18 protein-coding genes are annotated in these 26,957 nt (G+C 67.0%); 10 read left to right on the top strand and 8 right to left on the bottom strand.

Going from position 1 to position 26,957, the window contains the following annotated elements; all coding sequences use genetic code 11:
• Window positions 1-21: 21 nt before the first annotated feature.
• Window positions 22-1,317, top strand: coding sequence for a transporter (locus C1925_RS14590; protein WP_108769510.1), 1,296 nt, complete (start codon window positions 22-24; stop codon window positions 1,315-1,317).
• Window positions 1,318-1,682: 365 nt separating this feature from the next.
• Here C1925_RS14590 and C1925_RS14585 read toward each other — a convergent pair whose 3' ends face one another.
• The 3 genes from C1925_RS14585 to C1925_RS14575 form a co-directional block, all read right to left on the bottom strand.
• Window positions 1,683-3,035 (bottom strand): sigma 54-interacting transcriptional regulator, encoded by a 1,353-nt coding sequence (locus C1925_RS14585; RefSeq protein ID WP_108769509.1) that lies wholly within the window; start codon window positions 3,033-3,035, stop codon window positions 1,683-1,685.
• Window positions 3,036-3,274: 239 nt separating this feature from the next.
• Window positions 3,275-4,045, bottom strand: a complete 771-nt coding sequence (locus C1925_RS14580) for a C40 family peptidase (RefSeq protein WP_108769508.1) — start codon at window positions 4,043-4,045, stop codon at window positions 3,275-3,277.
• A gap of 131 nt (window positions 4,046-4,176) precedes the next feature.
• A complete protein-coding gene (locus C1925_RS14575) occupies window positions 4,177-4,716 on the bottom strand; it encodes a C40 family peptidase (RefSeq protein WP_108769507.1) in 540 nt (179 codons plus the stop codon).
• 111 nt (window positions 4,717-4,827) lie between these two features.
• On the opposite strand from C1925_RS14575, the gene C1925_RS14570 reads away from it, so the two are divergent.
• The 6 genes from C1925_RS14570 to C1925_RS14545 all read left to right on the top strand — a co-directional run bounded on the left by C1925_RS14570 (window position 4,828) and on the right by C1925_RS14545 (window position 10,346).
• Window positions 4,828-5,310: a peptidylprolyl isomerase gene (locus C1925_RS14570; RefSeq protein ID WP_108769506.1), complete on the top strand. Its 483-nt coding sequence runs from the start codon at window positions 4,828-4,830 to the stop codon at window positions 5,308-5,310.
• 99 nt (window positions 5,311-5,409) lie between these two features.
• Window positions 5,410-6,654, top strand: coding sequence for a DUF418 domain-containing protein (locus tag C1925_RS14565; protein WP_108769505.1), 1,245 nt, complete (start codon window positions 5,410-5,412; stop codon window positions 6,652-6,654).
• Window positions 6,655-6,767: 113 nt separating this feature from the next.
• Window positions 6,768-8,126 carry a glutathione-disulfide reductase gene (gene gorA, locus C1925_RS14560; RefSeq protein WP_108769504.1) on the top strand — a complete coding sequence of 453 codons (1,359 nt, stop codon included), beginning with the start codon at window positions 6,768-6,770 and terminating at the stop codon, window positions 8,124-8,126.
• Window positions 8,127-8,313: 187 nt separating this feature from the next.
• A complete protein-coding gene (locus tag C1925_RS14555) occupies window positions 8,314-9,234 on the top strand; it encodes a DMT family transporter (RefSeq protein WP_108769503.1) in 921 nt (306 codons plus the stop codon).
• Window positions 9,231-9,569: an MGMT family protein gene (locus tag C1925_RS14550; RefSeq protein WP_254051438.1), complete on the top strand. Its 339-nt coding sequence runs from the start codon at window positions 9,231-9,233 to the stop codon at window positions 9,567-9,569. The genes C1925_RS14555 and C1925_RS14550 overlap by 4 nt, the downstream gene beginning before the upstream one ends.
• A 93-nt stretch (window positions 9,570-9,662) precedes the next feature.
• Window positions 9,663-10,346 carry a rhomboid family intramembrane serine protease gene (locus C1925_RS14545; protein WP_108769502.1) on the top strand — a complete coding sequence of 228 codons (684 nt, stop codon included), beginning with the start codon at window positions 9,663-9,665 and terminating at the stop codon, window positions 10,344-10,346.
• An 81-nt stretch (window positions 10,347-10,427) separates the two neighbouring features.
• Here the strand turns inward: C1925_RS14545 and C1925_RS14540 are convergent, their stop codons facing one another.
• Together C1925_RS14540 and C1925_RS14535 are read right to left on the bottom strand one after the other, a co-directional pair.
• Window positions 10,428-12,014 (bottom strand): NAD(P)/FAD-dependent oxidoreductase, encoded by a 1,587-nt coding sequence (locus tag C1925_RS14540; protein ID WP_108769501.1) that lies wholly within the window; start codon window positions 12,012-12,014, stop codon window positions 10,428-10,430.
• Window positions 12,011-12,493, bottom strand: coding sequence for a VOC family protein (locus C1925_RS14535; RefSeq protein WP_108769500.1), 483 nt, complete (start codon window positions 12,491-12,493; stop codon window positions 12,011-12,013). The genes C1925_RS14540 and C1925_RS14535 overlap by 4 nt, the downstream gene beginning before the upstream one ends.
• 135 nt (window positions 12,494-12,628) lie before the next feature.
• Here C1925_RS14535 and C1925_RS14530 point away from each other — a divergent pair, with 135 nt between their 5' ends.
• The 3 genes from C1925_RS14530 (at window position 12,629) to C1925_RS14520 (ending at window position 21,132) form a co-directional block, all read left to right on the top strand.
• Window positions 12,629-14,284, top strand: coding sequence for an SDR family oxidoreductase (locus C1925_RS14530; protein ID WP_108769499.1), 1,656 nt, complete (start codon window positions 12,629-12,631; stop codon window positions 14,282-14,284).
• A gap of 314 nt (window positions 14,285-14,598) precedes the next feature.
• Complete coding sequence (locus tag C1925_RS14525) at window positions 14,599-17,628, top strand: TonB-dependent receptor (protein WP_108769498.1); 3,030 nt, start codon at window positions 14,599-14,601, stop codon at window positions 17,626-17,628.
• A gap of 465 nt (window positions 17,629-18,093) precedes the next feature.
• The gene (locus tag C1925_RS14520) at window positions 18,094-21,132 is read left to right on the top strand and encodes a carboxypeptidase regulatory-like domain-containing protein (RefSeq protein WP_108769497.1); all 3,039 of its coding nucleotides are present in this window, start codon (window positions 18,094-18,096) and stop codon (window positions 21,130-21,132) included.
• Between the two features lie 125 nt (window positions 21,133-21,257).
• Here the strand turns inward: C1925_RS14520 and C1925_RS14515 are convergent, their stop codons facing one another.
• From C1925_RS14515 to C1925_RS14505, 3 genes are all read right to left on the bottom strand, one after another.
• The gene (locus tag C1925_RS14515; RefSeq protein ID WP_108769496.1) at window positions 21,258-23,264 is read right to left on the bottom strand and encodes a M13 family metallopeptidase; all 2,007 of its coding nucleotides are present in this window, start codon (window positions 23,262-23,264) and stop codon (window positions 21,258-21,260) included.
• Window positions 23,265-23,755: 491 nt separating this feature from the next.
• Window positions 23,756-25,861 (bottom strand): M13-type metalloendopeptidase, encoded by a 2,106-nt coding sequence (locus tag C1925_RS14510; protein ID WP_108769495.1) that lies wholly within the window; start codon window positions 25,859-25,861, stop codon window positions 23,756-23,758.
• Between the two features lie 220 nt (window positions 25,862-26,081).
• The gene (locus C1925_RS14505; RefSeq protein ID WP_159097532.1) at window positions 26,082-26,879 is read right to left on the bottom strand and encodes an SEL1-like repeat protein; all 798 of its coding nucleotides are present in this window, start codon (window positions 26,877-26,879) and stop codon (window positions 26,082-26,084) included.
• Window positions 26,880-26,957: the final 78 nt, after the last annotated feature.

Here is a 26,957-nt window from a genome sequence, read left to right as displayed (position 1 = left end):
CGGACAACGCAGGCCAACGACATGCACACCTATTTGCGGCTTACCCCGCTGGCGCTGGCGGCGCTGGCGGCCAATGCCTTCGCCCAGCAACCGGCGGCGGAGGCCAAGGACGGTGCCGATGTACAGGCACTGATCACCCAGCTCGAGCAGCTCAAGGCCAACTACGCGCAGGAGGTGCGACGCCTGCGCGAGCTGGACATGCAGGTGCAGGCCATGCAGGCCCGCCTGAGCGGACGGGCCGGCGGCGCCACGACCCCGGCGGCGCCCCTGGCGCCTGCGGCGGCGGCCGCCGTGCCACCGAGCAGCGAAGGTTATGCCAGCACCGCGGCCGAGGCCCAGCAAGCCAAGCAGGAGGCGCGGCGCAGCGTGGACGATGTGAAACAGCAGCAGGCGGCGCTGTTCTCGCGCAGGTTCACCGTTGAAAACAGCCTCACCTACGCGCGCTATGACCGCAAGCAGCTCTCCCTCAACGGCTTCCTGGCGCTGGATGCGATCTTCCTCGGCAACATCGCCATCGAGAATGTCGAGTCCGATTCGCTGACCTACAACCTGGCCGCGCGCTGGGGTGTCAGCCCGAACCTGACGTTGAACATGGACGTGCCCTACCTGGCACGGCGCACCGTGTACCAGAAGGGTGGTGCGGGCGGCGCGGCGGCGGCGATCGCGCAGGAAGAGACCAACGGCAACGGCATCGGCGATGTCAGCATGAGCGCCAACTACCGCCTGTTCGGCGAGCGTGGCTGGCGCCCGGAAACGGTGCTGACCGGCGGCGTCACCGCACCGACCGGCCGCGCACCGTATGGCCTGGACTGGCGGGTGATCGAGCGTGATGACGATGACTACATCCGCTTCGCGGTCCCGCGCGAACAGCCGACCGGCAACGGCGTCTGGCAGGCCAACCTGGGCGTGTCGATGGTGAAGACCGCCGATCCGGCGATCCTGTTCGCCAACGCCGGCTACATCCATTCCTTCCCGCGTGGCTTCGACGATATCGACAGCAACCCGGACACCGTGAACCCCGGCGATGTGAAGCTGGGTGGGTCGGTGTACTTCGGTGCCGGCGTGGCCTTCGCCTTCAACGAACGCACCAGCCTGAGCATTTCCTTCAGCGACAAGATCAGTGCACGCGCGTCGACGCGGTTCCAGGGCGGGCAGTGGGTGAAGGTAATCGGCAGCGATGCCAACGCGGCGTCGTTGAACCTGGGCGTGACCTACGCGCTGAACCAGCACGCGACGATGGTGACCCTGCTGGGCATCGGCCTGACCCCGGATGCACCGGACTTCACGCTGTCGTTCAAGGTGCCGTACATGTTGTAGCTGATTGCGGTGATCCTGCATCGGCAACGCCGGGCCTCGCCCGGCGTTCTTTTTTCGCAGCGACGCTCACGCATGGTGGTGCCGGGCGCTGCCCGGCGGCCGTTTCCCGCGACCGCGGAGGGGTGTCACTTTCTTTGCTCGTGCAAAGAAAGTAACCAAAGAAACACGCCGCCGTCCGCGAGCCGCCGCGCTGTGCGCGCCGGTACCCTGCGCTCCTCGGAGAACCAGGGGACGGCGCGGAACTCGCTGCGCTCAGACACCCGCGCCTCTTCGCCCCTGGTTCCCCTGCGGTGCTCGGCTCGCTTCAAGGCGGACCCAAGTCAACGTCAACGGCGGCGGCTTCGCCTGCCGGGCAGCGCCCGGCACTACCGCTCCGGCGGCAGCTCCAGCCGGTGCTTCCGGCACAACCGGTACACCGTCACCCGCGATACCTGCATGTGCCGCGCGCAGGCCGAAACGTTGTAGCCATGCATCTTCAGTGCCCGCAGCAGCACATCGCGCTCGACCTGGCCGCGTGCGTCCTGCAGCACCGCGCGCGGCGAGGGGGCGTCGGCGTCGGCCAGATCCAGGTCGCTGGCGCTGATCAGCTCGTGTTCGCTGACGATTGCCGCGCGCTGCACCCGGTTCAGCAGTTCGCGCACATTGCCCGGCCAGTCGAACTGGCGCATCGCCACGCGCGCACCGGGATCGAAGCCACGGGCGCGGCCGGGATGGCGGTTGCGGAAGCTGCGCAGGAAGTGCTCGGCCAGCAGCAGCACGTCGTTGCCACGGTCGCGCAGCGCCGGCATCGGCAGCCGCAGCACGTTGAGGCGGTAGTACAGATCGCGGCGGAACCGCCCCTGGGCAACGGCCTGTTCGAGGTCGACATGGGTTGCCGCCAGCACGCGGACATCCACCCGCAGCGGCTGGTTGCTGCCGACCCGCTCCAGCGTGCCTTCCTGCAGCACGCGCAGCAGGCTGGTCTGTGCGTCGGCAGGCAGGTCGCCCACCTCGTCCAGGAACACGGTGCCGCCGTCGGCGGTTTCGAACAGGCCGACCCGGCGCTGGGCCGCCCCGGTGAAGGCGCCGCGCTCGTGGCCGAACAGCTCCGACTGCACCAGGCTTGCCGGGATGGCCCCGCAGTTGACTGCGAGGAAGGACCGGCCGGCGCGCACGGACAGGGCGTGCAGGGCCTGCGCGGCGAGCTCCTTGCCGGTGCCGGTTTCGCCGGTCACCAGCACCGGCAGCTCGACCGGAGCGAATTTGTGCAGGGACGCGCGCACGGCCAGCAGGGCCGGGCTGTCGCCGATCAGCGCGGGCAGGCCGCCGCCGTCGCGTATCGCCGCTGCGGGAGGATCATCCTCGCCGCATTCGCGCTGCATCGCGGTCAGCAGGTCCTGCAGCTCGCGGGGCAGGGTGAACTGGTCCTGGCAGGCGCGCAGCAGCGCCGCCCAGCTGGGCGGCGGCACATCCAGACCGCCCGGCAGCACGGCCAGCCAGGGCAGGTGGTGGTGCTGCTCGACCCACGGCAGCATGGGCTGCAGCGCCTCCGCATCCAGGTGGCGCAGGTCCAGCACGGCCACCAGATGGTCGCGGCCGCGCAGGCCCACGGCCATGGCCGGCGAGGGACTGACGCAGCGCAGCTGCCAGCCGGCCGCCGCCAGCGCGTCGCGCTCGCTCGCCAGTGGCTGGCCGAACCAGATCACACAGCGTGATGGAACCTGCAGGCTTGCCGCCATGCCTTCCCCCAAGCATCCGGGCAACGCGGGCGGTGTCAGACCGGGCATCGCGCGTGCCGCCCCACGCCGGGATGCCATGGCCGCATCCAGCGGCCGGTCGCGGCATGTATCCCGCCGTGACATCAGTGACCAACGCAGGCAGCGGCGGCCAGCGGCCACGCATCTGCACGTCAGGGGAGGTGGACAACAAAAAAGCCGCTGCAGGGCAGCGGCTTCCAGTGCGGGTGCGGGCGTCCGGGTCAGAGGTCGACGCGGCGGGCCTGCATGAACTTGTTGCCCCAGTAGCCGCTGAGCAGGGTGTCGACGCGGACGTCCTTGCCGGTGCTCGGTGCGTGCAGGAAGCGGCCTTCGCCGACATAGATGCCGACGTGGTCGACGCGGCCCTTGCGGCCGAAGAAGACCAGGTCGCCCGCCGCCAGCGCGGCGCGGTCGTTGATCAGTTCGGCATTGTTGTCATGGGCCATTTCGCGCGAGACGCGCGGCAGCTCGATGCCCAGCGCCGAGCGGAATACGTAGCCGACCAGGCCGCTGCAGTCGAAGCCGCTGTCCGGGTTGCTGCCACCCCAACGGTAGGGGGTGCCCAGCAGGGTCATCGCGCGGCGCAGCAGGGACTGCACCTTGCCGTTGTCGGCCTCGGTGCCAACGACGCTGCCATTGGCGGCGCTGCTGGTGTCGTAGTTGGCAAGCAGGCGGCTGAGGTCGCCGGCGACCATCGCCGAGCGGTCCATCAGCGGAATGGTGTCATTGGCGGCCAGATGCGGCAGCAGGGCGGCCAGGGTGGCGCTGGCGGCGGCATCGGCGCGGCTGCGCTGGGGAGCGGCAGCGTCGGCCTTGGCGGCCGGCCGGGCGGTCTCGGCCACGGTGGCCGGGGTCGCATCGGTCTTGGTGGGGGCACTCTGCGACCAGGCCGGAAGGCTGGTCAGACACAGCGCCAGGCCCAGGAAAAGCGGGCGGACACTACGTGAAGAAGCGGCGGTCTGGCCTTGGCCTTGCAGGTCGTCAGTCGTCACGCGTCGGTCACAGGAAAAAAACGATGGGGCATCATGCCCTGTAAAAGCGTCAATAAGTTAAAAATTCCGTTAATAAACCGTTATTTCCACAGTGACGTCCATCACAGTTTTGAACATATCGCCTGTTCATTTTAGCGAAGAACGCGTTTCGCTCCTGTGTAGTGGTCTTTCCAGTAGGCGCCGCTGAGCGAGTCCAGGCGGACGGTGCCGCCGGTGCTCGGCGCGTGCACGAATCGGCCTTCGCCCACGTAGATGCCGACATGGGTGACGTTGCCGCGGCTGCCGAAGAACACCAGGTCGCCGGTGGCCAGGCGCTGCGGATCGATCTTCGGTCCCTGCACGGCGGCCAGGTCGCGTGAGGTGCGCGGCAGCTTCAGGTCGACCATCTCGCGGTAGACGTAGGTCACCAGGCCGCTGCAGTCGAAGCCCGAATCGGGGGTGTTGCCGCCATAGCGGTAGGGCGTGCCGACCAGGCTGATGGCGCGCATCAGCACCGAATTGGCAGCCTCGGGGTTGTCCGGCGTGGTGGCCGGCCAGTGCGCCGTGGGCGGCGGCGTGGCGGGGCGGACGGCCTTGCCGCCACCGCAGGCGACCAGCAGCAGGGGCAGGGCCAGCAGCAGGGCGGGCGCGACGATCCGGCGCAGGCCGGACGAAACTGGCGTGTTGTGCATGTTCTCCGGATAATGCGCCACCTTGGATTGGCCGTCATGATGGCGGCGTCCCCGCCGGGCGACAACCCGCCCCAACCCGCCTGCCTCCGGCAGATCCAGACAGAGTTGCGCATGAAGATCGAAAAAGACCGCGTTGTCCGCTTCCACTACACCGTCTCCGAGGTCGGCCAGGCGCCGATCGAATCGTCCAAGGACCGCGGTGAGCCGCTGTCGATCCTGATCGGCCACGGCAACATCATCCCGGGCCTGGAAAACGCCATGATGGACAAGGAAGCCGGCGCGACCTTCGACGTCGACGTCTCGGCGGCCGATGCCTACGGCGAGCGCCGCGAAGGCCTGTCCCAGCGCGTGCCGAAGAAGCACTTCGGTACCGCCAAGCTGGTCCCGGGCCAGCAGGTCGTGCTGCAGACCAACTTCGGCCCGCGCGCGGTCACCGTGCAGAAGGTCGGCATGAGCGTGGTCGACGTCGACCTGAACCACCCGATGGCCGGCAAGGACCTGCATTTCGACGTCGAGATCGTTGAAGTGCGCGAAGCCGCCAAGGAAGAAATCGACCACGGCCACGTCCATGGCGACGGTGGTCACCAGCACTGATCGCCCCGCGATCGTGATGGCAGCAACGGCCCGCTTCGGCGGGTCGTTGCGTTTCTGGAACAGGGCGCGGCCGTCCATGGCGCGCAGGGCGGCGGCATAATGACGCACCTGCCTGCCGGATGCCCCGTGAACGCCGCTTCCCTTTCCCTGCAGCCGGTAGCTTCCGGCGAACGCATCGCGGTGCTGGACGTGCTGCGCGGGGTGGCCCTGCTGGGCATCCTGCTGATGAACATCGAGGCCCTCAGCGGACCGCTGGATCTGGCCTTCACCGGCATCGACACGCGCTGGCACGGGCTGGATTACGCGGCCGACGCCTTCGTCTACATCTTCGTGCAGGGCAAGTTCTTCACCCTGTTCTCGCTGCTGTTCGGTGCCGGCTTTGCGGTCATGGCGCAACGTGCGCAGGCGGCCGGGCGTGAATTCGCGCCGTTCTACCTGCGGCGCAGCCTGGGCCTGGCGCTGATCGGCCTGTGCCACGCGCTGCTGGTCTGGTCCGGCGACATCCTGGTGATGTACGCGCTGGTGTCGCTGCCTCTGCTGGCCTGCCGCGAAGCGCCGCGCAGCTGGCTGCCGTGGATGGGCATCGTGGTCTACCTGGCCGGCGTGTCGATGATGCTGCTGATCGGCGCGATGGTGACGATCTCGCCGCCGCAGGACCTGCAAAAGATGCTGGTGGACGCGCAGCAGGCCATCGACCAGCAGCGCCTGGTGTACGGGCAGGGCTCGTGGATGCAGGGCAACGTGCAGCGGCTGCAGGAGTTCGGCAGCTCGCTGGGCGCGCTGGTGATCACCGGGCCGGAAGTGCTGGGCATGTTCCTGATCGGCAGCTGGTTCGCCGCCAGTGGTGCGTTGACCGAGCCGGAGCGCTTCCCGCGGCTGTATGCCAGCCTGCGCTGGGTCGCGCTGCCGCTGGGCCTGCTGGTTACTCTGGGCGGGGTACTGTGGAAGCCGTACCTGGCGCCAGGCGAATACAGCTTTGAAACCACCGCGGTGATGTCGCTGGTGTCGGTCGGCGCGGTGCCGATGTGCCTGGGCTATCTGGCGTGGATCGTGCACTGGCGCGCGCGGCTGGGCTGGCTGGCACCGGCGGGGCGCATGGCGCTGACCCACTACCTGGCGCAGTCGCTGGTCTGCACCTGGCTGTTCAACCACTACGGGCTGGGCTGGTTCGACCTGATGCCGCGCGCATGGCAGCTGGTGTTCGCATTGCTGCTGTTCGCGCTGCAGGTGGGCATCTCGCAGCTGTGGCTGCGGCGCTTCCGCTTCGGCCCGATGGAATGGCTGTGGCGTGCGATGACCTACCTGCGATGGCCGCCGATGCGCCGCGAACGCGGGCACGGGTGATCTGAACTGTTCTGCTGCCGCTCACATCGTGGTGGGTACGCGCCATGGCATGCTCGCTGCCTGTGGCCGTGATCCGCTGAGCGGCACGCATCTTCTTTCTTCGAGCGATTCCGATGAGCACTGCATCCTTTGACTACGACCTGATCGTGCTTGGCGGCGGTTCCGCCGGCCTGGCCGGTGCCATCCGCGCGGCCCAGCACGGCAAGCGCGTGGCGCTGCTGGAACCCGGCGCGCTGGGCGGTACCTGCGTCAACGTCGGCTGCGTGCCGAAGAAGGCGATGTGGCTGGCGGCCGACCTGCACGAGCGCATCGGCCTGGCCAGTGCGATGGGCTTCGATGTGCCGGCACGGCCGGCGCTGTCGTGGAAGGAACTGGTGATCCATCGCCAGGCCTACATCACCAACATCCATACCAGCTACAACAAGCGCCTGGACGAAACCGGCGTGGTGCGCATCCCGGCGCGCGGCCACCTGGTCGACGCGCATACCGTGGCCTGCAGCGATGGCGTGCGCTACAGCGCCGGACACATCCTCATCGCCACCGGCGCGCACCCGCAGCGCCCGGACATTCCCGGCGCGGAGCTGGGCCTGGTCTCCGATGATTTCTTCGACCTGCGCAGTGCGCCGGCCGAAGTGGCGATCATCGGTGGTGGCTACATCGCGGTGGAACTGGCCGGCCTGCTGCAGGCGCTGGGCAGCAGGGTCCGCCTGCTGGTGCGTGGCAACCGGCTGCTGGAGCGCTTCGATCATGAACTGACCGACCAGCTGGCCGAGAACCTGAAACAGCAGGGCGTGCGCATCCATTTCGACTACCGCCTGCGTGAACTGCAGCGCGACGGCGGGCGCGTGCGCGCGTTCGGCCATGACGGCCCGCTGGACAGCGTGTTCGATGCAGTGTTCTTCGCCACCGGCCGCCGTGGCAACAGCCGCGACCTCGGCCTGGAAGCGCTGGGCATCGGAATCGGCGAACACCAGCAGGTGGAGGTGGATGAGTGGCAGACCACGGCGGTGCCCAGCGTGCATGCGGTGGGTGACATTGCCGGCAAGGTCGGCCTGACCCCGGTCGCGGTGGCCGCGGCACGGCGCCTGATGGACCGCCTGTTCGGCGGCCGCCCTGAAGCGAAGATGGATTACAGCAACGTGGCCAGCGTGGTGTTCTCGCACCCGCCGCTGGGCGCGGTGGGCATGAGCGAGGAAGAAGCACGCGCCTGCTTCGATCAGGTGACGGTCTACCACAGCCGGTTCCGGCCGATGCTGCAGGCGCTGGCCAACGGCACCCAGCGCAGCCTGTTCAAGATGGTGTGTGCCGGTGCGGAGGAGCGCGTGGTCGGCATCCACCTGCTCGGCGAAGCAGCCGATGAGATCCTGCAGGGCTTCGCGGTGGCGGTGAAGATGGGCGCGACCAAGGCCCAGTTCGACGACACCATGGCCATCCACCCGACCTCGGCCGAGGAAGTGGTGCTGATGCGCTGACGCGCGGTTGTTGTAGAGCCGAGCCCATGGTCGGCTGCGCCCATCTGTAGAGTCGAGCCATGCTCGACTGCGGTGGGAAGTCAGTCGAGCATGGCTCGACTCTACAAGGCGGGCAGCGGGCGCCCGCATGCGACAATGCGCGTCCCCACATACCCATGGCCGCACCCTGCGGCCTGCCGTCGTCCTGATGTCCAACCCTTCCCCCCGCATCGCTACGGCCTCCCCGCGCATTGCCCTGGGCGGCATCGGCCTGGCTGCGGTCGGTGCCATCGCCGCGTCTGGCAAGGCCATCATCGTCAAGCTGGGCCTGCGCCACGGCGTCGATGCCACCACGCTGCTTGCCCTGCGCATGCTGATGGCGCTGCCGCTGTTCGTGCTGATGGCCCTGTGGTCGGCGCGCCGTGCCGAACCGCTGTCCTGGGCCGACCGTGCCCGCGTGCTGTGGCTGGGCTTCACCGGCTACTACCTGTCCAGCCTGCTCGATTTCCAGGGCCTGCAGTACATCAGCGTGACCCTGGAACGGCTGATCCTGTACTTGAACCCGACCCTGGTGCTGCTGATCAACGTGCTGCTGGCGCGGCAGCGCCCGGGCCGCTGGCAGGTCGCGGCGCTGGTGCTGAGCTACCTGGGCGTGCTGCTGGCCTTCGGCCATGACCTGCAGCGCGAGGGCGGGCAGATCATCGTCGGCAGCCTGCTGGTGCTGGGCAGCGCGCTCAGCTACGCGCTGTACCTGTTCGGCAGCGGCCAGGTGGTCGCGCGCATCGGTGCGGTAAGGCTGACTGCCTATGCCAGCTGCGTGGCCGGCGTGCTGGTGCTGCTGCATTTCGCCATCACCCATCCGCTGCCGCTGCTGTGGCAGGCACCGGCGCCGGTGCAATGGCTGTCGCTGGTCAACGCCACCGTGTGCACCGTGCTGCCGGTGCTGGCGATCATGCTGGCGGTGCAGCGCGTCGGCTCGTCGCTGGCTGCGCAGGTGGGTATGCTGGGCCCGGTTTCCACCATCGTGATGAGTCTATGGCTGCTCGACGAGCCGATGGGGCCGGCGCAGATCGCCGGTACCGTGCTGGTGCTGATCGGCGTACTGCTGGTGACCCGCCTGCGGCGCTGACGCCGGAGCAGGCGCGCGACCGCATCCTGGCGGTGATCCGTGCGATCCCGCCGGGCCAGGTGCTGGGCTATGGCCAGGTCGCGATGCGCGCCGGCCTGCCCGGGCGCGCGCGCCTGACCGCGCGCATCCTCGGCCAGAACGAAGACCCGGACCTGCCCTGGCACCGCGTGCTGCGCTCGGACGGGCGCATCGCCATGGCCGAAGGTTCGGCCGGCTGGCGCGAGCAGTCGCAGCGGCTGCGTGCCGAAGGCGTGGTGGTGGAAAACGGCCGCGTGCGCATGCCTGCCAGCGATCCGGCTGCCGCGCTGGACGCGGCGATCTGGGGCCCGGGCTGATCACCAGCGGCGACTGAACGGAACGGGCAGGGCGGTCGCCACGCTGTCGTGAGGCTGCGGCTATGATGGAGGCCGTTCCATGCCGGTATTCCCATGTTCCCGCGACTGCCCACCGTCACCAAGGCTCTGCTGATCGCCAACGTGATCCTGTTCCTGCTGCAGCAGCCGTTCCTGCTCGGCATGCAGACCTTCGAGCCGTTCATGCTGCAGCCGTGGCAGCAGGGTTTCGATGCGTTTTCCCCGGGCGGCAATTTCCAGCCGTGGCAGCTGCTGACCTATGGCTTCCTGCACAGCGGCTTTGCGCACCTGTTCTTCAACATGTTGCTGCTGTTCCTGCTTGGCTCGCCGCTGGAACAGACCTGGGGCGAGAAGCGGTTCCTGGTCTTCTACCTGGTCTGCATCGCCGGTGCCGGCGTCTGCCAGCTGATCGTGGGAACGATGCTGGACAACCCGGCCACGGTGCTGGGCGCTTCGGGCGGTGTGTTCGGCCTGCTGCTGGGGTACGGCATGGTGTTCGGCGACCGGGTGATGCGGCTGCTGTTCCCGCCAATCACGATGACGGCGCGGACCTTCGTGATATTGATGGGTGTGACCGAGGTGGTCATGGCCATGACCGGTTGGGATCCGGGCGTCGCCCATCTGGCCCACCTCGGCGGCATGCTGTTCGGCTGGCTGCTGATCCGCTACTGGCGCGGGCAGCCGCCGTTCAACAAGCGTCGCCCGCCCGGCCCACCCGGCCCACGCAAGCGCCCGAACCACCTGCGCAGCGTGAAGTAAGGCGCGACGCGCCTCACTTCACGCGGGTAGGTGCCGACCGTTGGTCGGCACACGGTGCCAGCATCCACGCATGGCGTGGATCTACAGATCCTGCAGCACCACCTGCGCGGCATTGTGCCCCGGTGCACCGGTCACGCCGCCGCCGGGATGGGTACCCGACCCACACAGGTACAGCCCCGGCAGCGCACCGCGATAGCCGGCCTGTCCGACCATCGGCCGCGCCGAGAACAACTGGTTGGCACTGAGCGCGCCGTGGAAGATATCGCCGCCGACCAGGCCGAAGGTCCGCTCCAGATCCAGCGGTGACAGCACCTGCCGGCCCAGTACGCTGCCGGCGAAGCCCGGCGCAAGGCGATCGACGGTGGCGATCATCAGGTCGGCCACCTCGTCCCGATGATCATCCCAGTGCCGCCCACCAGGCAGCACCGGCGCCACGTGCTGGCAGAACAGGCTGGCCACATGCTGCCCGGGCGGGGCCAGCGAATCGTCCAGCGTGCTGGGAATCAGCATCTCCACGATCGGCTCGCGCGACCAGCCGTCACGCCGCGCATCCAGCCAGGCGCGGTCCATGTAGTCCAGGCTGGGCGCCATGATGATGCCGGCGCTGAGGTGGTCGCCGGGGCCGGGCAGGGCGCGGAAATCCGGCAGCCGCGACAGTGCGACGTTCATCCGGAACGTGCCCGAGCCGCAGCGCCACTGCACCATCCGCTCGCGCGTCGCCGGCGGCACCTGCGTTGGCTCCAGCAGTTGTTCGTACAGCAGCTTGGGATTGACGTTGGCGACCACCGCACGTGCGCGCAGCGTTTCGCCGCTGCTCAACTCCACACCGGCCACGCGCCCCTGCTCGACCAGCACGCGCCGCACGCCCGCATCCACGCGCAGCTCGGCACCGGCCTCGCGCGCCGCCGCCGCCATCGCCTGGCTGATCGCGCCCATGCCACCGATCGCGTGGCCCCAGGCACCTTTCACACCGTTGCACTGGCCGAACACGTGGTGCAGCAGCACATACGCGCTGCCCGGCGTGTACGGGCTGGCGAAGTTGCCGACGATGCCATCGAAGCCGAACAGCGCCTTGATCGGTTCGCTCTCGAACCAGCGGTCCAGGTACTCGGCGGCCGACAGGGTGAACAGGTCCAGCAGCTCCTGCCGCAGCGACGCATCCAGCGAGGCCAGTTCGCGGCCCAGGCGCCCCATCTGCCACAGCGCGGGCAGGGCGCGCCATCCGCCGGCCACGCCGAGGTCGGGCGGCGCACGCAGCGCCCATGCACGCAGCACGTCGGCGAAGATCTCCAGCCGCGCCTCGTACTCGGGCAGCCGCTGCGCATCGCGCTCGGAGAACTTCGCCACCTCGGCCTGGGTGCGGCCCGGTGCCGACAGCAGATAGCGGCCGTCGTCCAGCGGCAGGAAGTTGTTGGCCGGCCGGTTGATGATGCGCAGTCCATGCGCGTGCAGCTGCAGGTCGTCGATCACCTTCGGCTGCAGCAGCGACACGGTGTAGGAAGCCACCGAGTTGCGGAAGCCGGGATGGAACTCCTCGGTGACCGCCGCACCGCCCAGCACGCCGCGGCGCTCCAGCACCAGCACCTTCTTGCCGGCTTTCGCCAGGTAGGCGGCGCACACCAGTCCGTTGTGGCCACCGCCGACGATGATCGCGTCCCAGTGGCTCATGCGTCGGCAATCGCCGCTTCGATGGTGGCGATGTCGATCTTCTTCATCGGCATCATGGCGTTGAACGCGCGTTTCGCCAGTGCCTTGTCCGGGCTGGTCACCGCTTCGATGAGCATGCGCGGGCTGATCTGCCACGACACGCCCCAGCGGTCCTTGCACCAGCCGCAGTCGCTTTCCTGGCCGCCGTTGCCGACGATGGCGTTCCACAGCCGGTCGGTCTCGGCCTGGTCTGCGGTCTGGATCTGGAACGAGAACGCTTCGCTGTGCTTGAACGCCGGGCCGCCATTGAGGCCGACGCAGGCAACGCCGCAGACGGTGAACTCGACGGTGAGCACCGCGCCCTCCTGGCCGGCCGGGTAATCGCCCGGCGCGTGGTGCACGGCGGTCACCGCACTGTCGGGGAAGGTGTTGGCGTAGAAGGTGGCCGCATCCAGCGCCTCCTTGTCGTACCACACGCAGATGATGTTCCTGACGGTCATGATCGGCTCCGCAGCGGTCGAAGGCGCAGCGATAGCACGGGCGGTGTTAATGCGGGATCGTGCTGCACTGCAGGACCGCGCTACCATGCGATGGCAGAGCAGTTCCCTTCCATCGCAGTACGACAAGGACGACGCGTGAAGATCCTGATCCTGGGCGGATATGGGGTATTTGGAGGGCGCCTGGTGCAGCTGCTGGCGGACCTGCCGCAGCTGGAGCTGCTGGTGGCCGGGCGCACCCTGGCGGCGGCGCAGGCCTTCTGCGCGGACTTCCGCGGCGAAGCGCGCGTGCGGCCGCTGCGGGTGGACCGGCAGGAGCTGGCGCCGACCCTGCTGGCCGAAGGGCCCGATCTGCTGATCGATGCGTCCGGTCCCTTCCAGGAGTACGGCAGCCAGCGCTATGCGGCCATCGAGGCCTGCATCGCTGCCGGCATCGATTATCTGGATTTCGCAGACGCCGCCGACTTCGTGTTCGGTGTCTCGCAGTTCGACGCGCAGGCGCGCGCGGCCGGCGTCTACGTGCTGTCCGGGGTCAGCAGCTTCCCGGTGCTGACCGCCGCCGTGTTGCGGGTGATGGCCACGCGCATGGACATCCTCAGCGTGGAAGGCGGTATTGCGCCGTCGCCCTACGCAGGCATCGGCCTGAACGTGATGCGCGCGGTGGTCGGTTATGCCGGGTCACCGGTGAAGCTGCGTCGCGGCGGGCGTGATGGCCACGGCGTGGGCCTGGCCGAAAGCCGCCGCTTCACCGTGGCGGTGCCGGGCCGGATACCGCTGCGCAACCTGCATTTCTCGCTGGTGGACGTGCCCGACCTGCAGGTGCTGCCGCCGGAGCACCCCACGCTGACCGATATCTGGATCGGCGCCGGCCCGGTGCCGGAGATCCTGCACCGCATCCTCAACCTGCTGGCCAAGGCCCGCCAGCACCTGCGCCTGCCGTCGCTGGAACCGTGCTCGCGGCTGTTCTACACCGTGCTGAACCTGATGAAGTTCGGCGAGCATCGCGGCGGCATGATCGTGCGCGCACTTGGCGTGCGTGATGGCTTGCCCGTGCAGCAGAGCTGGCACCTGCTGGCCGAAGCCGATGACGGTCCCTACATTCCGTCGATGGCCATCGAGGCGCTGATCCGCAAGCAGCTCGCCGGCGAACGGCCGGCGCCGGGCGCGCGCCCGGCAACGCATGCGCTGGAACTGACCGACTACGACCAGGTGTTTTCCGGCCGCACCATCCATACCGGTTTCCGCCAGGACATGCCCGGCGCCAGCCTGTACCAGCGCGTGCTCGGCGATGCCTATTCGCAGTTGCCCACAGCCGTGCAGGCCCTGCATGCGCCGGGTGCGGCGCGGTGCTGGCAGGGCAGGGCGCAGGTGCAGCGAGGCAGTGGCCTGCTGTCGCGGCTGCTGGGCGTGGTGTTTGGTTTCCCGGCTGCGGGCGAGCAGGTGCCGGTGAGCGTCGCCTTCGCGCCGGAAGCGGGCGGCGAGCGCTGGACGCGCACGTTTGCCGGGCGCCGTTTCTCCTCGCTGCAGACCGAAGGGCGTGGCCGCAACGAGGCGCTGCTGGTTGAACGCTTCGGCGCCGTGTCGGTGGCGCTGGCCGTGGTGGTCGAGGGCGGTCGGCTGCAGCTGGTGCCACGTCGCTGGTCGCTGCTGGGCATCCCGCTGCCGCGCGCGCTGCTGCCGGGCGATGACAGCTTCGAGTACGAAGTGGATGGACGTTTCGTGTTCGACGTGGAGATCGGTGCGCCGCTGGTGGGCCGCATCGTGCATTACCGGGGGACGCTGGAGCCGGCGTGAGGATTACCGCTGCGTGCATGCAGCGGGTGTGTCGGAATCGGATCGACGTGCTGTCGCTTCGGACGCTGCATGGCGCGCGGCAGCGCTTCTGGTGTGACGTATATCGCCTGTGGTGGGGCGGTTCGGGCGTGCGTACAGGCGGTTGCGAGACCCGCCGAATGTCCAGGATTTTCAAGCGCATGGCGTGAATCCGGGCCCGCGCCGAGCGCTGTGTCGTGGCGAATTCCGCGCACTTCATCGCCGGTTTCAGCACTGCCGCACACGCCAGGCCCGTGCCTATAACGCTCCGGCAGTTCCATCACCGGAGAGAGTTCATGGCATTTGCATCCGCACATCGCGTGCTGAAGCGCAGCGCGCTTTCAGCAGTGTTGTTTTCCATCGTCGGCAGCGTCGCTGCGCAGAGCACCACCGGCACGCTGCACGGCACCGCCGCCGGCTCCGAAGGCGCGACCGTCGTCGCCCAGAGTGACAGCGGCCTCAGGCGCACGGCGGCCATCGATGCGCAGGGGCGCTACAGCTTTGGCGCGCTGCCGGTGGGCCGCTACAGCATCAGCCTGCAGCGCGACGGGCGCATCCTCGAACAGCGCGACGACGTGCAGCTGCGCGTGGGCAGCGGTACCGAAGTGAGCTTCGCCGCACATGGCCCAGCCACCACGCTGGAAGCGGTCAACGTCACCGCGGCGAACCTGCCGAAGATCGATGTGAGCCACACCGTGTCCAAGTCGGTCATCACCTCCGAGCAGCTGGACGTGCTGCCGCTGGGGCGCAGCGCTGAATCCATCGCGCTGCTGGCGCCGGGCGTGGTGGCCGGCAGCGGTGCCTTCTCCAACGGGTCGCGATCGGTCCTGTCGTTCGGTGGCTCCAGCGTCACCGAGAACGCGTATTACCTCAATGGCTTCAACGTCACCAATCCACTCAACTACCTGGGCGGCGTCAGCCTTCCTTACGGCTCCATCGACCAGCAGGAAACCTTCACCGGCGGCTATGGTGCGGCGTATGGCCGTTCCACCGGTGGCGTCATCAACCAGGTCGGCAAGCGTGGCACCAACGCGTGGCGGTTCGGCGCGCAGGTCACCTGGTCGCCTGCCGGGCTGGCCGAATCTCCGGCGTCGGTGAACTACCCGGACATGACCCTGCCGGAGGGATATGCCTACGAGAACGAGGCCAGGCCGGGCACGCTGTACCGCTACCGGCGCGGTGACAAGTCCACCACGACCACCTACAGCGGCTATGTCAGTGGGCCGTTGATCGAAGACAGGCTGTTCATCCATCTTGCCGCCGAATCGAACCGTCGCGAGGGTGTTGCAACCGCCAACGAGGCCGCCGCGCAGCAGGTGCGCAACCACTACCGTGCGGATACACCGAAGTTCTACGGCAAGATCGACTGGAACATCAACGACAGCAACACGCTGGAATACACGCGCTTCCAGGACACCGATCGTACCGGCGGCTACTACCGGGACTTCGACTACGAGACGCTGTCCGAAGGGGATCGCACCGGTACGTTCCCCAACGTGGCAAAGTCCAGTACCGACGTCGATATCTTCAAGTACACCGGCTACCTCAGCGACGCGCTGACCTTCAGTGCCGTGTGGGGGCGCGCCCGCACCAGCAACCTCAAGTTCAATCCGCTGGACTCGGGCAACCCCTACATCAACGGCGCCGGCAACCAGGATCCCGCGTTGAACGGCGGCACGCCGATCCGCAACGACCAGCCCGATCTGTACACCAAGGCACCGGATGCAGGCAGCACGACGCACGGGCTGCGCATGGACCTGCAGTACCGCATCGGCAACCATGAGTTGACCGCCGGTGTCGACAACATGACCTACCGGGCCACCAACGAAGGCGAATCCATGACGGGCCCCGGCCATGCCTGGATCTATTCGCGTGGCAATCCGGGCGCCTCGCCCAGCCCGGGCTTCGGCATCGCACCCCCGGGGGGAAATGGCTACTTCGTGCAGAAGTACATTTTCTCCACCACCACCAGCATGTCGGTGAAGCAGCGGGCCTATTACCTGGAGGACCGCTGGCAGCTGACGCCCGACTGGCTGCTGACGCTCGGCCTGCGCAACGACCGCTTCACCAACTTCAACAGCGATGGCCGCGCCTACGTGGAGAGCGGCGACCAGTGGGCGCCACGCCTGGGCGCCAGCTGGGATGTTTTCGGTGATGCGTCGTTGAAGCTGTTCGCCAACCTGGGCCGCTACTACCTGGCATTGCCCAACAGCGTGGCCATCCGTGGCGCTTCCGCATCAACCTACACGCGTGAGTACTTCACCTATACCGGCATCGATGCCAACGGCAACCCGACCGGCCTGACGCCGCTGGGGCCGGGGCCGGTGTCGGCCAATGGCGAGTACGGGCAGGCGCCGGATCCGCTGGCGGTGGCGCCGACCGACCTGAAGTCGCAGTATCAGGACGAGCTGATCCTCGGCTTCGAGAAGACCCTGGGCAGCCGCTGGAACACCGGCGGCAAGGTCACCTACCGGCAACTGCAGTCGGCCATTGACGATACCTGCGATGCCGACCGCTTCGTCGACCGGCTGGCAGGCATGGGTCTGGATGCCGACAGCTTCGATCTTCCCGGTTGCGTGATCTTCAATCCAGGTGCCACCAACACGTTCCAGCTGCGGCACCGTGATGGCTCCGGCTACACGCCGGTCAGCATGAGTTCGACGGACTGGGGCTACGACGGCAAGAAGGCGAAGCGCCAGTATGTCGCGCTGGATGTGTTCATCGAGCACCCGATGTCCGACGGCTGGTACGGCCGGCTGGACTACACCTGGTCGCGCAGCTTCGGCAACACCGAAGGGCAGGTGAGGTCGGATATTGGCCAGAGCGATGTGTCCAAGACCCAGGACTGGGATGCGGCGGCGTTGATGGAGTACGCCGGTGGCTACCTCGCCAATGATCGGCGGCACCAGTTCAAGGCATTCGGCGCCTACCAGATCAATGACGAATGGACCGCATCTGCCACGGTGCGGGTGATGTCGGGCATGCCGAAAAACTGCCTCGGCTACTACGGCAGTGACCAGAGCGATCCTCTCAATGGCTACGGATCGGCCTACCACTACTGCAACGGCAGGCCGTCGCGCCCCGGCGACGCGGGTCGGCAGCCGTGGACGGCGCAGCTGGACATGGGCGTGATGTACCGCCCCGGGTTCGCTGACAACCGGCTGGGCCTGGGCCTGAGTGTCTTCAACGTGCTCAACCAGCGGCGCCAACTGCAGTCGACCGCCAAGTACCAGACCGGACCGGACACGGTCTCCAACCTCTACGGCATGGGCAGCTACTTCACGGCCCCGCGGACGGTGCGCCTGAGCGCCTCCTACGACTTCTGACCTGCGCGAACAGCGGCTCTCTCTCTCCGCAAAGGTTGGCTTGGCCCTGATCCGTCAGGGCCCTTTTTCCAGCGACCTGCCTGCATGGATCCACGGCAGGCACGGATACCCCATCACACCAGCGAAGGCGCCCCAGGGCGCCTTTTTTCGTTGTCGCCTCGCGCCGCCGCCCAGTGCGGGGAAACGAAAGTAAATGCTCGTGGCATCTTTCGAAATCAGCGCGCCCGCGCCGCGCATAAGCGGTCAAATGAATGCCGCAATGTCTCAGTTAAATGAAATGTAAATGAATGTTTTCGTTTGTATCAAAATAAAATCAATAAAATCAACGACATAAAATATCATCCAGTAAGCCTTGCAAGTTAAACTTTTATGAAATTAATATCCTATTCAGCTGTTTTCATGATCGAACATTGATGCAGCGAGCCTGAAACGTAAGTGTGTCTTTTCACGAAACAAGGAAATTTCATGTCCTATAGCAAGACGGCCATCCGGCTGAAGCGCACGGCACTGGCCGTTGTCCTGACCTCGTTCGTCGGCGCCGCAGCGGCGCAGAGCACCACCGGTTCCCTGTATGGCAACGCCCCGGCCGCCGCAGGCGCCACGGTGGTCGTGCAGAGTGATTCGGGCCTCAAGCGAAGCGCCAACGTCGATGCAAACGGCCGCTACACCCTCGGCTCGCTGCCGGTGGGCCGTTACTCCATCAGCCTCGAGCGTGACGGGCAGGTGGTCGAGAAGCGTGACAACGTACTTCTGAAGGTCGGCGTCGGCACGGAAGTTTCCTTTGGCCAGTCCGCCAGCGGCGGCGCCACCAACCTCGATGCCGTGAACGTCACTGCGGCCAACATTCCGAAGATCGACGTGACCAACACGGTCTCCAAGTCGGTCATCACCTCTGAACAGCTGGACGTGCTGCCGCTGGGCCGCAGCGCCGAAGCCATCGCGCTGCTCGCGCCGGGCGTGGTCGCCGGCAGCGGCGAGTTCTCCAACGGCTCGCGCTCGGTGCTGTCGTTCGGCGGCTCCAGCGTCACCGAGAACGCGTACTACCTGAACGGCTTCAACGCGACCAATCCGCTCAGCGCAATGGGCGGTGTGAGCCTGCCGTACGGCTCGATCGACCAGCAGGAAACCTTCATGGGTGGCTACGGTGCGGGCTACGGCCGCTCCACCGGTGGCGTGATCAACCAGCTGGGCAAGCGCGGCACCAACGAGTGGAAGTTCGGCTTCCAGACCACCTGGTCGCCCGACTCGCTGGCGGAATCGCCGCGCGACATCTACTACCCCAATCACACCGCGCCTCCGGGGTTCGAGCTCGAGGATGACACCGGCACCGTGGCCGGCTCCCTGTACCGCTCGCGCAAGGGCGACAAGGCGACCCGCACCTCCTACAGCGGCTATGTCAGCGGCCCGCTGATCGAGGACCGTCTGTTCATCCACCTCGCCGCCGAGAAGGATCGCACCGAAGGCGTTTCCACCAGCGCCGGTGAAGCCGCGCAGCAGGTCCGCAGCCACTACACCTACGACACGCCGAAGTTCTACGGCAAGATCGACTGGAACATCAACGACAGCAACACGCTGGAGTACACCCGTGTCGAGAACACGGACCGCTACGGCAGCTACTACCGCGATTTCGACTACGACACAATGAGCGAGGGCGAGCGTACCGGCACTTTCGCCAACACGACCAAGCTCAAGGACGAGTTCGACATCTTCAAGTACACCGGGTACCTGACCGATGATCTGACCCTGAGCGCGGTGTGGGGACGCAGCAAGGAATCCAACCTGGAGTTCAATCCGCAGGATTCGGCCAACGCCTACATCAGCGGCCCGACCAACCAGGATCCGTCGATCACCGGTGGTACCCCGGTCCGCAACGACCAGACCGCGCTCTACACCAAGTCGCCCGATGCAGGCAGCAAGACCCGTGGCCTGCGCGTGGACCTGCAGTACCGCATCGGCAGCCACGAGCTGACCGCCGGCATCGACAACATGACCTACCAGGGCCACAACGAAGGGCAGGCGATGACCGGCCCGGGCTACGCCTGGATCTATTCGCGCATCGCGCCGGGTTCGTCGCCGGCACCGGCGTTCGATATTGCTGCGCCGGGCGGTGATGGCTACTACGTGCAGAAGTACATCTTCTCCACCACCACCAGCATGTCGGTGGAACAGAAGGCCTATTACCTGGAAGACCGCTGGCAGGTCAGCCCGAACGTGCTGCTGACCCTGGGCCTGCGCAACGACAAGTTCACCAACTACAACAGCTCGGCGGTTGCCTACGTCGAGAGCGGTGACCAGTGGGCCCCGCGCCTGGGCGCCAGCTGGGACGTCTTCGGTGATTCGTCGCTGAAGGTGTTCGCCAACCTCGGCCGCTACTACCTGGCACTGCCCAACAGCGTGGCGATCCGTGGCGCATCGGCATCGACCTATACCCGTGAGTACTTCACCTACGGTGGCATCGATGCCGACGGCAACCCGACCGACCTGACCGCGCTGGGCCCGGGCCCGGTGTCGACCAACGACGAGTACGGCATTGCGCCGGACCCGCTGTCGGTGGCACCGACCGACCTGAAGTCGCAGTACCAGGATGAATTCATCATGGGCTTCGAGAAGACCCTGGGTTCGTCCTGGAACACCGGTGCCAAGTTCACCTACCGTCGCCTGCAGGCGGCCATCGACGACACCTGCGATTCCGACCAGATCAACGCCAAGCTCGAATCGATGGGGATTGATTCAAGCGGCGTGGAAGTGCCGGGCTGCGTGATCTTCAACCCGGGCAAGACCAACACCTTCATGGTCAAGCACGCCGATGGTTCGGGCTACACCCCGGTGCAGATGAGCTCGTCGGACTGGGGCTACAACGGCAACAAGGCCAAGCGAAGCTACGTCGCAGTTGATCTGTTCATCGAACATCCGCTGAGCGACAAGTGGTACGGCCGCCTGGATTACACCTGGTCGCGCAACTTCGGCAACACCGAGGGCCAGGTCAAGTCGGACATCGGCCAGGATGACGTGTCCAAGACCCAGGACTGGGATTCCTACTACCTGATGGAGTACGCCGGTGGCTACCTGGCCAACGATCGTCGCCACCAGCTGAAGGGCTACGGCGCGTACCAGTTCAACGATGAGTGGACGGCGTCGGCCACCATGCTCATCTCTTCGGGCATGCCGAAGAGCTGCCTGGGTTACTACGGCGCGGATGGCAGCGATCCGATCGGCTATGAGTCGGCGTACCACTACTGCAACGGCCAGCCGTCGCGTCCGGGTGATGCCGGCCGCCAGCCGTGGACCTATCGCCTGGATCTGGGCGTGATGTATCGCCCGACCTTTGCCGACCACAAGCTGGCTTTCGGCCTGGACGTGTTCAACGTGCTCAACCAGCGTCGCCAGCTGCAGTCCGATCCGTCGTATGAATCGGGTCAGCACACGATCTCCAACACCTATGGCATCGGCACCTACTACACGGCGCCGCGTTCGGTTCGCCTGACCGCGTCCTACGACTTCTGATGTAGAAGCCGCTCTCTTTCAGCAGGACATTTGACCCCGGCATCTGCCGGGGTCTTTTTTTGCAGGTGCCGCCCACGAAAAAGGCGCCCTCAGGCGCCTTCTTCGTTACCGCACCACGGCCAGGTTCAGCGCCAGACCTTGATCTGCTCGGCGTCGGTGCGCTGCATCGGCTGGCCGGCCTTGCAGCTGAAGGTCGCGCCGAAGGCCGGCAGGTTCGACAGCGGGCCGTTGGTGCGCCAGCGACCCGGTGCACGGATGTCGGCGGTCAGGCGGCGTGCGGCCTCGTTCGGCGACAGCTGCTGCGGCCACAGGGCGGCCCAGGCGCGGAAGAAGCCCTGCTGCTGCGCCGGCGTGGCCTTCGGTTCCTGCGCGGTGTACGCCGCCCAGGCCAGTTCCAGGCCGGCGATGTCGGCCAGGTTCTCTTCCTGGGTCAGCGTGCCGTTGACCTTTGCACCCTTCACGCCCGGGAAGTCGTAGGCACCGTACTGCGCGGCCACGCGGCTGCCGAGCAGGGACCAGGCGGTCTTGTCGGCCGGGGTCCACCAGCTGCGCAGTTCACCCTTGGCATCGACCAGGGCGCCCTTGGCGTCGATGGCACGGTTCAGTTCGTGGCCGACCAGGCCACCGAAGCTGCCGAACTTGTCGGCGGCGTCGGCCTTGGCGTTGAACACCGGGCCCTGCAGGATCGCGGCAGTGACGATCAGGCGGTTCTGCGCCAGGTCGTAGGCCAGCGACGGCTGCTGCGGCAGCACGTCCCAGCGACGGTCGGCGTTGCCCTTGCCGATGCGCTTCATTTCCTCGCGATGGCGCCAGGTCGAAGCGATCAGCATGTTGCCACCGAACGAGCCACGGCCCATCGGCTGCACGCTGTAATCCAGGTCGCGCAGCGGGGTGCCGATCTCGATCTTCAGTGCGGCCAGCTTGGCCTGTGCTTCGGCCTTGGCCTCGGCGCTCATCCAGGTGTTGTTCTTGACGGCCTCGATCTGCACTTCGCGCACCTTGTCGACGATCCACGCCGCCTGGCGTCGATCTTCGGCGGACAGGTAGCGGGCGGCATACTCGCGGCCGACCATCGGGCCAGCGGCCACGTTGATGGCGTCCAGCACGTTTTCCCAGCGCTGCGCGGGCAGGGTCTCACCGCGCAGCACGCGGCCGCGGAATTCGAACTCGGCGTCACGGTAGGCCTTGGACAGGTACGGCGCCATCGAGTCGCCCACGCGCCAGCGCAGGTAGGCCTTCCACTGTTCCGGCTTGAGCTTGGTGACCATCGTGTCGAGCTGCTTGAAAAGGCCCGGGTCGGCCAGCGAGACCAGGTCGTCGTTCACGCCCTGCGCCTTCAGGAAGGCATCCAGCTGCAGGTTGCGGTAGCGGCTGTTGAGATCCTTGGTCGAGATCGGCGCGTAGTTGTTGAACGGGTTGTTGATGCCGGCCAGCGACTGCGCGTTGCGGGCCAGTTCGGTTTCCAGTTCGATCACCGACTGCGACTCGGCATCCAGCTTGGCCGCCGGGGTACCGGTCAGGGCCAGGATCTGCTTGACGTAGTTGCGGTAGCGGCCCATCAGGGCCACGGTGTCGGCGTCGGTACGGGTGTAGAACGCCGGGTCGGGCAGGCCCATGCCGCCCTGCATGAAGTAGCCGATGTGGCGGTCCAGCGCCTTCAGGTCCACGTCCGGGCCGAAGTTGAAGGCCACCGGGATGCCGACCTGGTGCAGTGCGGCGATCGAGGCCGGGACGTCCTTGGCCTTCTTGATCGCGTTGATGCGGGTAAGCAGCGGGGCGATCGGGTTGGAGCCATCGGCTTCCACTGCGGCTTCGTCCAGGCCGCTGGCCCAGAAGTCGCCCAGCAGCTTCTGCACGTTGCCCTGCGGCGCCTTCATCGAGGCGTCCAGCAGTTCACGCTGCTGCTGGCGGCTGCGGTCGACCAGCTGGCCCAGCGCGGTGGCGGCGCCGGACTGCGGCACCGGGTTGGCCTTCAGCCAGTCCGCGTTGGTGGCATCGTAGAAATCGCTGCACTGGGCGCTGACGGCCGGGGCGCGCACGGCCTTCTTCTTGGCAGCGAACGCATCGTGGGTCGGGACCAGGGTCGCCAGGCTGATACCCAGGGCGACGGCAAGCGGACGGAAATTGGGCATGTAGAACGAATCCGTGATGGATTGAGGGCGGGCGAACTATAGCAAGCCGTGCATGGGCACGGGATGCATGCGTCACGCGGCTTCTGCCGGGCATGGCCCGGCGCTACCGGGTGGTGTGGCCAGTAGATCCACGCCATGCGTGGATGGTGTCACCTGCATGGGGTCAGAGCCCTCGCGCTGCGCGCGAGGGATCCGACCCCGGTCAGCGCCGCCGGCACTACCGGGTGGCGTGGCCAGTAGATCCACGCCATGCGTGGATGGTGTCACCTGCATGGGGTCAGAGCCCCCGCGCTGCGCGCAAGGGATCCGACCCCGGTCAGCGCCGCCGGCGCTACCGGGTGGCATGGCCAGTAGATCCACGCCATGCGTGGATGGTGTCACCTGCATGGGGTCAGAGCCCTCGCGCTGCGCGCAGGGGATCCGACCCCGCCAAAAGCAAAGGCCCGGGAAATCCCGGGCCTTTGAAGGTCTACCTTGGCGTCAGCCGCGGCTTACCAGATCACCACCTGCTGGTCGCCGGTGCGGGCCATCGGCGAGCCGGCCTTGCACTGGAACGCAGCGGCGAAGGTCGGCAGGTTCGACGGCGCACCCATGGCACGGAACTGCGCCGGGGCGTGCGGGTCTGTGGCCAGGCGGACCTTGGCGTTTTCCGCGGTGTACTTGGTGCGCCACACGGTGGCCCAGTTGAAGAAGAAGCGCTGGTCGCGGGTGAAGCCGTCGACCTTCGGATCTTCCTTGCCGGCGGTGGCCTTCTGCAGGGCGTCGTAGGCGGTGGCCAGGCCACCCAGGTCGGCGATGTTCTCGCCCAGGGTCAGGTGGCCATTCACTGCCTGGCCGTCGACCTTGTACTGGTCGAACTGCTTGACCAGCTTGCCGGTCAGGCCTTCGAAGTTCTTCTTGTCAGCCGGGGTCCACCAGTCTTCCAGGTTGCCGCTCGGCCCGAAGCGTGCGCCCTGGTCGTCGTAACCGTGGGTCATTTCGTGGCCGATCACCGCGCCGATGCCGCCGTAGTTCAGCGCGTCGTCGGCCTTCGGGTCGAAGAACGGCGGCTGCAGGATGGCGGCCGGGAACACGATCTCGTTCTGCAGCGGGTTGTAGTAGGCGTTGACGGTCTGCGGGGTCATGCCCCACTCGGTCTTGTCCACCGGCTTGCCGACCTTGGACAGGTTGAACTTGTAGTTGAACTCGTTGGCGGCGCGCACGTTGCCCAGGTAGCTGTCGCGCTGGGTCTGCAGGCCGGCCCAGTCACGCCACTTGTCCGGGTAACCGATCTTCGGGGTGAAGGTTTCCCACTTGGCGATGGCCTTGGCCTTGGTTTCGTCGCTCATCCAGCTCAGGCCCTGGATGCGTTCCTTCAGCGAGGCGGCCAGGTTCTTCACCAGTTCTTCCATCTTCGCCTTGGCTTCCGGCGAGAAGGCAACCTTCACGTACAGCTGGCCGAAAGCTTCGCCGGCGTCGTTCTCGATGGTGCCCAGCACGCGCTTCCAACGCGGCTTCTGTTCCTTCTGGCCATTGAGGGTCTTGCCGTAGAACTCGTAGTTCTCCTGCACGAACGCGTCAGCCAGGTACGGCGAAGCGCCGTCGACGGTGTGGAAGCGCAGGTAGGCGCGCCAGACCGACGGGTCGGTGTCGCCCAGTGCCTTGCTCACTTCCTCGTGGAAGGCCGGCATGGCCAGCGAGAACTTCTCCGGTGCGGCAACGCCCTGCGACTTGAAGAACTCGGTCCAGCTGAAGTTCGGGGTCAGCTTGTCGGCGTCGGCCAGGGTGAGCGGGTTGTAGAACAGCTCGACGTTGCGCGACAGTTCCACGCGCGACTTGGAGGCCTTGGCCAGGCGGGTCTCGAACTTGACCACGTCCTCGGCCTGCTTGGCGGCGTCGGCAGCGGCCACGCCCGACAGTTCCAGCACCTTGGCGACGTGCGCCTGGTAGGCCTTCAGCTTGTCGGCATTCTTGGCGTCGGTGTAGTAGGTGGTGTCCGGCAGGCCCAGGCCGCCCTGGCTGGCGTAGGCCATGTTCATGGCCGAGTTCTTGAAGTCCGCTTCGGCGCCGAAGCCGAACAGGATGTTTTCACCCTTGGCGGCGCTGGTGCGCAGGTAATCGGCGATGGCGGCCTTGTCCTGCAGGCCGTCGATGGCGGCCAGGTCGGCCTTCAGCGGCTCGATGCCCTGGGCGTTGATCTTGGCCTCGTCCATGCCGGTGGCCCACAGGTCGCCGACGATCTTCTCGATGTGGTTCGGGTTCTTGACCTGGGCGACCTGCTCGGCCAGCTGGTGCTGCACCGCTACCGAACGCTCGTCGAGGATGGTGAAGGCGCCCCAGCTGGTGCGGTCGCCCGGAATCTCATTGGCGGCCAGCCACTTGCCGTTGACGTAGTCACCGAAGGCGCCGCAGGCGTCCAGCGTGCTGTCCAGGTCGCTGGCCTGGAAGGCGTTGTAGGCCGGCAGCTTGGCTTCGTCGAGCGTGTAGGCGGTGGCCTGCTCGGTGGCGGCCGGCGTGGAGGCGGCGGCGTCCTTTGCCGGGGTATCGGTCTTGCCGCAGCCGACCAGCGCGGCCGAAACGGCCAGGGTCAGCAGCACGATCTTGGGAGTACGGGTCACTTGTATGGCCTCCAGGCCGAGTGAGTCAGGGAAGGGCCGCAGGGCGGCCGTGGGCCGAACGATACGCCGCCGGCCCGTCATGCAAGGGTGTCGAAGGTCATGGCCGATGGCAAGCCGCCGGCCCGTTGCACATGGGCCGCGGCACAGCCGCCAGAATCGGGCAGGTCGCCGCACGGGCTGCGCAAAGAACGCTGCCGGCACAAGGCCGGCAGCGGAGACATCAGGGTTTGCCGTTGTCCAGCTTGGGCTGTTCGTCGGCGGTCTGCGGTTCGGGGGCATCCACCTGCGGTGCGCCGGCCTCGATGCGGGTCTTGCGGTCGGCTTCGTCCTTGATCTGGGTTGCCGCACCGACATCGACCCGGGCGACCTTGGGCTTGGCCCACACCGAATGCTGCCAGGCCTGGTACTTCTCCGGGTCCCAGTAGCGATCGTCGTAGAACTTGCTGCCATCGATCTCCGTAGTGCCGACCAGGCCGGGCACCACGATGCGCAGGTTGCCGGTCGCGCCGGTGCGGCTGCCGGTCACCTGGCGGCGTTCGCGGCGCAGCGCGGCATCGATGCGCGGGCGCGCGGCCTCATCGCCGAAACGGGCATAGACCGCCGGGCCTTCCTGCAGGGCACGGTCGCGTTCCTCGGGCGTCAACGCGGCCCAGTAGCGCTCGCGCAGGTCGAGGAAACCTTCATAGCCGCGTTCGGCGGCCAGGTCCATCCAGGCGTAGGCAAGGGCGCGGTTGACCGGGGTGCCGGTGCCGTTCCACAGCATTTCCGCCACCATCGCCTGCGACGGCTTGTCGGCATAGAAGCCGGCGCGCTGGAAGAAGCCGAACGCCTGTTCCATCTTGCCGGCATCGCGCTTTTCGATGCCCAGCAGGCGGAAGCGCAGGTCCGGGTGGCCGCTGAGGAAGCCGGCAGTGATCATCATCGGATCCTCGGTGGGATCCGGTGCGGCGGCCGGTGAAGGCTTGGCGGCCAGCGCGAGCGGGGCGTGCAGCGCGAAAGGCAGCAGGGCTGTAAGCATGAGCCTGCGGTACATCGGTATCTCTCCTTGATTGAACGATGGCACCCACGCACCCGTTGCCGGGTACGCGCAGGCACA

The sequence above is a fragment of the Stenotrophomonas sp. SAU14A_NAIMI4_5 genome (assembly GCF_003086795.1).
In the GTDB taxonomy this organism is placed as follows: domain Bacteria; phylum Pseudomonadota; class Gammaproteobacteria; order Xanthomonadales; family Xanthomonadaceae; genus Stenotrophomonas.
Note: the sequence above shows the minus strand (reverse complement) of the source record. Positions and strands in the feature narration are given on the sequence as shown.

Coding starts and splice junctions, on each gene's coding strand:
- C1925_RS14590 (WP_108769510.1), top strand. CDS start 22: ATGCACACCTATTTGCGGCTTACCCCGCTGGCGCTGGCGGCGCTGGCG.
- C1925_RS14515 (WP_108769496.1), bottom strand. CDS start 23,264: ATGCCCAATTTCCGTCCGCTTGCCGTCGCCCTGGGTATCAGCCTGGCG.
- C1925_RS14505 (WP_159097532.1), bottom strand. CDS start 26,879: ATGCTTACAGCCCTGCTGCCTTTCGCGCTGCACGCCCCGCTCGCGCTG.
- C1925_RS14555 (WP_108769503.1), top strand. CDS start 8,314: ATGTCCAACCCTTCCCCCCGCATCGCTACGGCCTCCCCGCGCATTGCC.
- C1925_RS14575 (WP_108769507.1), bottom strand. CDS start 4,716: ATGCACAACACGCCAGTTTCGTCCGGCCTGCGCCGGATCGTCGCGCCC.
- C1925_RS14570 (WP_108769506.1), top strand. CDS start 4,828: ATGAAGATCGAAAAAGACCGCGTTGTCCGCTTCCACTACACCGTCTCC.
- C1925_RS14585 (WP_108769509.1), bottom strand. CDS start 3,035: ATGGCGGCAAGCCTGCAGGTTCCATCACGCTGTGTGATCTGGTTCGGC.
- C1925_RS14565 (WP_108769505.1), top strand. CDS start 5,410: ATGACGCACCTGCCTGCCGGATGCCCCGTGAACGCCGCTTCCCTTTCC.
- gorA (WP_108769504.1), top strand. CDS start 6,768: ATGAGCACTGCATCCTTTGACTACGACCTGATCGTGCTTGGCGGCGGT.
- C1925_RS14525 (WP_108769498.1), top strand. CDS start 14,599: ATGGCATTTGCATCCGCACATCGCGTGCTGAAGCGCAGCGCGCTTTCA.
- C1925_RS14545 (WP_108769502.1), top strand. CDS start 9,663: ATGTTCCCGCGACTGCCCACCGTCACCAAGGCTCTGCTGATCGCCAAC.
- C1925_RS14520 (WP_108769497.1), top strand. CDS start 18,094: ATGTCCTATAGCAAGACGGCCATCCGGCTGAAGCGCACGGCACTGGCC.
- C1925_RS14540 (WP_108769501.1), bottom strand. CDS start 12,014: ATGAGCCACTGGGACGCGATCATCGTCGGCGGTGGCCACAACGGACTG.
- C1925_RS14535 (WP_108769500.1), bottom strand. CDS start 12,493: ATGACCGTCAGGAACATCATCTGCGTGTGGTACGACAAGGAGGCGCTG.